The sequence below is a fragment of the Chrysiogenia bacterium genome (assembly GCA_020434085.1).
Taxonomy (GTDB): Bacteria; JAGRBM01; JAGRBM01; order JAGRBM01; family JAGRBM01; genus JAGRBM01.
Genome location: JAGRBM010000613.1, coordinates 1 through 5595, shown reverse-complemented (window position 1 = coordinate 5595; position 5595 = coordinate 1). Strand labels below are relative to the sequence as shown.

Annotated in this window: 7 protein-coding genes; 3 read left to right on the top strand and 4 right to left on the bottom strand. The window is 62.6% G+C overall.

Annotated features, from left to right (window positions below):
- The 3 genes from KDH09_19910 to KDH09_19900 form a co-directional block, all read right to left on the bottom strand.
- Window positions 1-463, bottom strand: a 463-nt coding sequence (locus KDH09_19910; GenBank protein MCB0221973.1) for a FixH family protein, incomplete at its 3' end; no start/stop codon positions are given.
- Between the two features lie 117 nt (window positions 464-580).
- A complete protein-coding gene (gloB, locus tag KDH09_19905; protein ID MCB0221972.1) occupies window positions 581-1351 on the bottom strand; it encodes a hydroxyacylglutathione hydrolase in 771 nt (256 codons plus the stop codon).
- Window positions 1352-1360: 9 nt separating this feature from the next.
- Window positions 1361-1684, bottom strand: coding sequence for a hypothetical protein (locus tag KDH09_19900; GenBank protein MCB0221971.1), 324 nt, complete (start codon window positions 1682-1684; stop codon window positions 1361-1363).
- Between the two features lie 150 nt (window positions 1685-1834).
- On the opposite strand from KDH09_19900, the gene KDH09_19895 reads away from it, so the two are divergent.
- The 3 genes from KDH09_19895 to KDH09_19885 are packed head-to-tail and all read left to right on the top strand — an operon-like array spanning window position 1835 to window position 4556.
- The gene (locus tag KDH09_19895) at window positions 1835-2587 is read left to right on the top strand and encodes a cytochrome c biogenesis protein CcdA (protein ID MCB0221970.1); all 753 of its coding nucleotides are present in this window, start codon (window positions 1835-1837) and stop codon (window positions 2585-2587) included.
- Window positions 2588-2630: 43 nt separating this feature from the next.
- Entirely contained in the window at window positions 2631-3776 is a 1146-nt protein-coding gene (locus tag KDH09_19890; protein ID MCB0221969.1) for a thioredoxin domain-containing protein, read from the top strand.
- A gap of 30 nt (window positions 3777-3806) precedes the next feature.
- Window positions 3807-4556: a DUF502 domain-containing protein gene (locus tag KDH09_19885; GenBank protein MCB0221968.1), complete on the top strand. Its 750-nt coding sequence runs from the start codon at window positions 3807-3809 to the stop codon at window positions 4554-4556.
- Window positions 4557-4567: 11 nt separating this feature from the next.
- Here the strand turns inward: KDH09_19885 and KDH09_19880 are convergent, their stop codons facing one another.
- Entirely contained in the window at window positions 4568-5527 is a 960-nt protein-coding gene (locus KDH09_19880; GenBank protein ID MCB0221967.1) for a cation transporter, read from the bottom strand.
- Window positions 5528-5595 lie beyond the last annotated feature (68 nt).

Sequence of the window (5595 nt, the reverse complement as noted above, 5' to 3'; positions counted from 1 at the left end):
TGTCACTGCTGCGTGCCGGCGCGATCTCATAGGTCGCAACGATGCGGTCATCGGCGCCATCCGCGGATACATCGATGCGCAGCTCCCACGGGCCGTGCATGGTGAAGACGATGTTGGTGATGGTGTACATGCCGTCGCCATCCTCGCTCACGACGGGAGTCTCAGTGGACCCGTGACTCATGCTCGGCATCCAGGGCTCGACATCGATCGTGGCACCGGTAATCGGTTCCTGCGCGCTATCCATCAGGTAGAGGCTCGCACTTTGCGGCCCCTTGACCACCGGCTGCAGGGGATCGGTTGCGAGTTCGGCCATGTAGTAGCCGTTCTCGGAAATCAGCATCTGACTGAGCAGGGGATAGTTGTCGCTGTCGCAGCCGCCGGCAGTGGCCGTGGCGGCAAGAACAGCAAAAACGAGAAAGCGGGAAATTCGCTGAAAAACCGATGTAGATTCTGGTACAGACATGCAGGAGCTCTCCAGTTCGCGCTGGTTGTCGCTCCGGCACGCCAGACTAGAGCCTGCGCCGGTCTTTACAATGCGGTGATTTGTCGCACCCCCGAAGGGTCGGAGCCAATGGCCGGCCTAGAACGAATCCTTCATCCGCCGGATGGCACCGAAGACTTCGGCCGGATTGTCGGAGGCAGCGCCGCCCCTGGAGCGCGCTGTCTCGATGATCTCGGGCGCGTCCCAGCGCATGAAGGGATTGGTAGCCTTCTCTTCGCCGATGGTGGAGGGAACAGTCGATTCGCCCTGCTCGCGCATGGCCTGCACTTGTTCCAAGCGTTCCTTGAGCGCCGCATTGCCGGGCTCGACCGTAACGGCGAACTTCAGGTTCGAGAGCGTGTACTCGTGCGCGCAGTAGACGCGCGTGTCGTCGGGAAGCACGCGCAGCTTCGAGAGCGAGTCCACCATCTGCGCGGGCGTTCCTTCGAACAGGCGCCCGCACCCGCCGGCAAAGAGTGTGTCACCGCAGAAGAGCGCGCCCTCGTCCTTGAGGTAGTAGGCGATGTGCCCGCTCGTATGGCCGGGCACGAAGAAGACTTCGGCATCGAGTCCGTCGAGCTGCACGTGGTCGCCCTCGTTGAGTTCGCGGGTGATGCCGGGAATGCGACCGGCATCCTGGGACGAACCGGTCACCGCCAGCCCGGGATGTGCGGCGATCAGGTTCTTGTTTGAGCCCACGTGGTCGGCATGGTGATGCGTGTTCCAGATGGCGGCGAGCTGCAGGTGTTTGGCTTCGAGCGCCTTCTCAACCGGGCCAGCCTCAGGGGAGTCGACCACCGCGGCTTTGCCGCCCTCGCAGATCAAGTAGGCGTAGTTGTCGCTCCACACCGGGATTTGAATGACTTCCATCGGATCACCTCACATGCGCCAGCAACCGGCGGCCAGCAGGTCCGAGAGCGCCGGGTTGCTTCTCAGATACGTGAATTCTTCTTCATTTAAGAACGTCGTGCGGCGGTAGCGCATGGCCTGCGCTTCGAGGTTGACCGTCACATTGTAGCCGCCGCGCGATTCGTCACGCTCCACGCGAAATCCATGGGTCAGCCCGTATTCGAGCAGTTCCTGCTCCACAGAGGCGATGAGCCGCTTTGAGCGCAGCAAGCGCCTCCCCTCCGGCGTGTTGTAGAGGGCGTAAGCCTTGTTCCGACTGGGTAGATCGTCGTAGCTCATGACGGGGGAATTCATACCCAATCGCCGCAACCCGCCGCAAGGGCGCTGCCGGGCCGGTTGATTTTGGATATCCCCCTTCTTACTATAAGGGCCGGTGTTCGAACTTCCCTTGGGTGCGCGCCAGGACGGCTTTCCCCGCGGGCGCGCGGGTCTCCCGACAGGTTTATGGGTCTTTCCGAAGTATCAATCGCCTCCAGTTTTCTGGCAGGAATCGTGAGCTTTCTCTCTCCGTGCGTGTTGCCGCTCGTGCCGGGGTACCTGTCGTATATTTCCGGCGTCTCGCTCTCCGAACTCAAGGGCGATGCCGCCGGCGAGGACAGCGCCGAAGAGCACAAGAAAATCTCCATGCGCGTGGGAATGACCAGCATCTTCTTCGTGCTGGGTTTCTCGGTCGTCTTTATTGCGCTCGGGGCGACGGCCTCCACCGTGGGGCAGGTCCTTCTCCAGCACCAGGCGCTCATCAGCCGCATTTCGGGCGTGGTGATCATCGTCTTCGGCCTGCACCTGCTGGGGGTGTTCAAGATCAACCAGCTCTACCGCGACACGCGCTTCGAGACGAAGAAAGTCGCCCCCGGACCGCTGGGTGCCTTCGTCGTGGGGCTGGCCTTCGCGTTTGGCTGGACCCCCTGCATCGGTCCGATCCTGGCGGGAATCCTCGCCATGGCCGCCGTGCAGGAAACCATGGGCCGCGGGATCATCCTGCTGGCCTGCTATTCCGCCGGGCTCGGCATCCCCTTCCTCATCGTTGGATTCGGGATGCGCTATGCGGTACACACTCTGGACCGGATCAAACGCCACATGCGTGTGGTGGAGATTACGTCGGGCGCGCTGCTGATCTTCATCGGCGTGCTCATGGCAACGCGAAACATGACGTGGCTGAACAAGCACTTGAGCTTCCTCAACCAGTTCGCCCTCTAGATTCGGATCGCGCGGCACGAAATATTCAGGAGCATCGATTCAAATGAAATACTGGTTGTGCGCAGCACTCATTGTTCTTTCCGTCCAGGCCTGCGAGCCCGGCTCCGCTGAAAAGGCGCCCGCGAAGGGCGGCGCCGCCGCCGAAGCAGCCGCCCCGAAGGCCGTGAAGGTCGAAGCATCCAAGGACGGACCCGGTATCTGGGGGCACCTCGGTATCGCCCCGGCCCACGCAGAGGATGCGGCCGAACCCGCGCCGCTCGATCTGTCCAAGATTGATACCACCAAAATGATCCGCACCATTCGCGCCGAGCTCGACGTGCCCGAGGGTGTGGACGTACGCATCGACGACATCCGCCCCTCCCTGCTGCCGGGTCTGGCGCAGGCGCGCATGATTCTCTCGAAGGGCAACATGTCCGAAGACCAGATGATCTTCTTCTCCAACGACGGACGCTACGTCTCGGCCTACTCGATGTATGAGTTCGACGAAGTCGTCACCTCGCCCGTCGCCGGTTTCTACACCCTCAAGCTCAAGGCCATCGGCGGCCAGGATGAGGGAGAGAGCAAGGAATTCCAGGTCAGCGAGGACGGCAAGCTCCTCACCATGGGCGATTTCTGGGACACCAGTATCGATCCCAATGCCGCCCGCATGGCAAAGATCAGCCTCGACAAGACCGCCAGCCGCGGCAAGCAGGGATCGAAGGTCGTGCTCGTCGAGTTCTCGGACTTCCAGTGCCCCTACTGCTCGCGCGCGGCCACGACCATCGCCGAGCGCATCTACCCCGAGTACAAGGACCGCGTGGAGTTCCACTTCAAGCACCTGCCGCTCTCCTTCCACGACTGGGCCAAGCCCGCCGCCAATGCCGCGCTTTGCGTGAAGGAACAGGGTGAGGACAAGTTCTGGAAGGCCTACAGCTACCTGTTCGAGAACCAGCGCAGCATCAGCCGCGCCAACATCGACCAGAAGGTGCGCGATATGGCGCAGGTTGCCGGTGCCAACGCGAAAGAGTTCGCCATGTGCTACCAGGAAAACCGCCACGCCGCCGAGATCGAGCGGGACATGGCCGAGGCCAATTCCCTGGGCATCACCGGCACGCCGGCTTTCGTAATCAACGGCCGCAAGCTCTCGGGCGCGCAGCCCTACTCGGCATTCAAGCAGATCCTTGACGAGGAGCTGGCCAACAACCAGTAACCGGCGCCCCGGCGCGCACAGTTCGGATTCATGCAGGAACAACACGACCACGCAACCAGCGCGGAAGAGACGCCGCTCCCGCTCGGGACGCGCATGGGCATTTTCTTTCGCCGCCGAATCACCACCGGTTTGGTGTTCATCTTCCCGTTCGTGCTGACGATCTGGGTTGTCGTGACCCTGTTCCGTTTCGCCGACGGAATCCTGGGTCGCTATCTCAACCAGGTCCTTCGTGATGCCGGCGTGATCCAGCACTCGATCCCCAGCATGGGAATTTTCGCACTGGTGTTGATTCTGCTGGGAACGGGATTCTTCGCGACCTCGAAGCTAGGGCAGAAGATGACCGCACCGATCGAGCGCCTGCTGCTCTCCCTGCCCTTCGTGAAGTCCATCTACGGCGGCACCAAGCAGATCCTGCAGGCTTTCATGCTCACCGGCAAGGGAGGCGCCTTCCAGAAGGTCGCCCTCGTCGAGTATCCGCGCGAGGGCATGTTCGCCATCGGTTTCGTGACCGGCCGCATCGACCGGCAGATCCCCACGAAGCGAGGCGTCGTCAACGACGTCTACACGATCTTCGTTCCCACGACGCCCAACCCCACCTCGGGATTCCTGATCCTCAGCCCCGTGGATGAAACCCACCTCCTCGACATCAGCGTCGAGGACGGGGTGAAGATCATCCTCTCGGGCGGCTTCGTGCAGGCAGATCTCGATCTGATCGGCCAGAGCACGATTACCGAGCCCGAGACCCCAAGCGCATCGAGCCTGCCGGGCGCCAGCGAGTAACTTTTATTGATTCAATTTGCGGGCTGTTCGAGCGCGCAGCCGTTGTGGCCCTGCTCGACGTCGCAACGCTCGGAGGTCTCGACCTGCAGCGTGGCGTGCTGAATGCCGAAGTCGGCCTCCAGCATCTTGCTGCAGCGATCAAGCAGCGCGTCGGTATCGCTGCCCGTCACGTCGGCGACCACCAGGTGCGCGGTCATCGCCACAAGGCCCGGCGTGAGCGTCCAGATGTGCACGTCATGGACGGCCTCAACGATGTTCTCTTTGCTGAGCGCCGCGACTACCTCATCGGCATCGACGGGGGCCGATTCCATCAGCACTTCGACCGCGTCGCGAATCAGGCGCACCGCGCCGATCAGGACGAGTCCCGCCACCACACAGCTCGCAATGGGATCGAGCCGGTTGTTCCCTGTGTACAGGATGCCGACACCGCTGGCGATTGCCGCGACCGAACCGAGCGCATCCCCCAGCACGTGAAGAAACGCCGCGCGGATGTTCAGGTTGCTGTGGTCACCGCGCGAGAGCACGAAGGCGCTTGCAAGGTTCACAAGCAGGCCGACGGTTGCAACACCGATGAGCAGCGGGGCCTTTACCTCGCGCGGGCTGTCGATGCGGGCGATGGCCTCGTGCACGATCTCCCACACGATGAAAAGCAGCAGCATGCCATTGAGAAGCGCGGAGAGAACTTCGGCGCGGTACATGCCGTAGGTGTGCCGCTTGGTGGCTTCCTTGGTCGCCCAAGAAGCGGCAAGCCAGGCCATGCCCAGCGCGCCGGCGTCGGTGAGCATGTGGGCCGCGTCCGAGAGCAGTGCCAGCGAGCCCGACATGAACCCGCCAACCACTTCGGCGGCGAGAAATCCCGCGGTCAGAAAGAACGCAATCGCAAGGCGGCGGCGCGCCGAATCGTCCACGGCAGCCGGATTTCCCGGGCCGTGATGGTGCCCGTGGTGATGATGTTCGTGGTCGGCGCTCAAGGCGGATTCTCCAGAGCGGGGATCAGCTCACCGGCGCGGCACCTGAATCGGTGCCCAGCGGCTCGCCC

Coding starts and splice junctions, on each gene's coding strand:
- gloB (MCB0221972.1), bottom strand. CDS start 1,351: ATGGAAGTCATTCAAATCCCGGTGTGGAGCGACAACTACGCCTACTTG.
- KDH09_19900 (MCB0221971.1), bottom strand. CDS start 1,684: ATGAATTCCCCCGTCATGAGCTACGACGATCTACCCAGTCGGAACAAG.
- KDH09_19895 (MCB0221970.1), top strand. CDS start 1,835: ATGGGTCTTTCCGAAGTATCAATCGCCTCCAGTTTTCTGGCAGGAATC.
- KDH09_19890 (MCB0221969.1), top strand. CDS start 2,631: ATGAAATACTGGTTGTGCGCAGCACTCATTGTTCTTTCCGTCCAGGCC.
- KDH09_19885 (MCB0221968.1), top strand. CDS start 3,807: ATGCAGGAACAACACGACCACGCAACCAGCGCGGAAGAGACGCCGCTC.